The sequence below is a fragment of the Bacillus cereus group sp. N21 genome, assembly GCF_016483395.1.
GTDB lineage: Bacteria > Bacillota > Bacilli > Bacillales > Bacillaceae_G > Bacillus_A > Bacillus_A pseudomycoides.
Window position 1 is genome coordinate 1 of record NZ_JAEHBX010000178.1, and the last position, 2091, is coordinate 2091.

The following is a 2091-nucleotide window of genomic DNA, read 5'->3' on the forward strand; positions in this document are numbered from 1 at the left end:
TTTGCCGCTCATTTGCGACTCCCTTATGTTAACACTTTCATGTTTCAATGTCAACTAAGTTTTTTATTTCGTTTGTCACGTTTTGCTTTGTTGCATCGGCGACTTCTAATATATTACACACTTATCATTATAAAAGCAATACCTTTTTAAAATAAAATTCAAATTCCCCATTAAATATAGAAGATAAGGCTTTAATCCGTTAGTTTTCTTTATCCTCACTTAAATTTAAGCATCACTTATACACGCATAACATTTAGATAGAAAGATTCCCTATTTAAGCTACAATCAATGTATCCCCTATATATAAAGAAAGAATCTTTCACTTTTAATAGCGAAAGACTCTTTCTAAATCTATACTTATGCTGGAATGTACTTTCCAATAAATCCCCATACAGTATTCCAATATTTCTCCGAATCTATTTTTTCAGCTTCTCCATGACCTGCACCTGGCACAATCAATTTCTCTTTTTTCACCTTTGCAGCATTATACACTTCATCCAACATTTCAAAAGGAACAAATGTATCTGCATCTCCATGGATAAACAACATCGGAGTTTTACTTTTTGCAACTTGCTTGACGGCCGATCCCTCATTCAAGTCATAACCAGCACGGAGTTTTGTAATTGTATTCGCCGCATTCATAACAGGGAATTTTGGTAAATGAAATAGATCTTTTAATTGATACGTGAATTCATCTATAACAGATGAATAACCACAATCTTCAATAATAACCTTAACATTGGCAGGTAACTCTTCTCCGGAAGTCATCATAACAGTTGCGCCTCCCATAGAAATACCGAACAGAGCTATTTCCGCTTGCGGATCTTTCTTTAATACATACTGAATCCACTGCGTAACATCCTTACGATCATGCCACCCCATACCAATATAATCACCTTGACTATTGCCATGACCACGAAGATCAGGTGCTACTACACTATAACCCTTTTCATAAAAATGGCGAATGTATTTTGTCATTTCCGAGGCTCTTCCATTATATCCGTGAACCACGATTGACCATTTATGACTAGATTCCTGATTACGATATTCATAGCCAGTTAGTTTCAAGTTATCAAAAGAACGTATAGACGTCGTACTTGGTTGATGTTTTGATAAGAATTCTGTATTTTTCATTTCATCAGTGGCTACTACGTTACCCGATACAGTTACAGTTTTCTTTAAATGAGGGTTTCCCTCTAAAAATTCTTTTTCTTGTTTCGCATTTAGCGCATAGTTATAAAAGTAGTTCCCAACTAGCATATACGCAATAACTAGGAGGAGTAAAACTACTATTGTAACAATACTTATTTTCTTCATTCTTTGAATCCCTTCTCTATGATGTATATTTTAAAAATACCTTATATTACATTATATCAAATTCGAATATAACGCCCTCCTACTTCATCAAGATTTTTACTAATCTAGAATAGTAGGTCTCCTTAAAATTTACAATCGAGAAAAAGAAGCGAATAACAAAGAAAGCACTATTCATAGTAATGCGCAAGTAACAAACTTTCCTTAACAAAATATTCACTATGAATATTTTGTTAAGGAAAGCAATATTATGTTTTAATCGCCCTATTGTATAACGAAAGAACATAACTAGTTCGACTTCTTTCTTTTCTAACGAATCCATATGCCCATTCGCTATAGTTTCCTAATATTGAATCTATTATAGATACAACATTAGGAAACTTTGAAATCCAAATACTACAGATTATTTTTAATGAATTTGAATTATAACGGAAAAAATTTGAACCTTATACCCTAGAAGAGTCTATTTATTGTACTCTACCAGACGATCTATTAGATATCTATAAAAATCTTAAAGAAGACATCTTATTATATGAGAAGAACGAATTCAACAAAGCTACTTAGCATTGGAAATTTCTTTTAGAGGCTCAATAAGATTCACATACTGTGCAATATGCACATCACATTTCGAAAAATTTTATTAAAGATCTTCAATAAGCTAAAAACACAAAAAAGACGAGTCATTCTGACTCGTCTAAAGTTGCTTGGCGACGTCCTACTCTCACAGGGACAAGGTCCCAACTACCATCGGCGCTAGAGAGCTTAACTTCCGTGTTC

Annotated in this window: 1 protein-coding gene; it reads right to left on the reverse strand. The window is 33.4% G+C overall.

Annotated features, from left to right (window positions below; translation table 11 throughout):
• Window positions 1-357: 357 nt before the first annotated feature.
• Window positions 358-1317, reverse strand: coding sequence for an alpha/beta hydrolase (locus JDS96_RS30295; RefSeq protein WP_097796060.1), 960 nt, complete (start codon window positions 1315-1317; stop codon window positions 358-360).
• Window positions 1318-2091 lie beyond the last annotated feature (774 nt).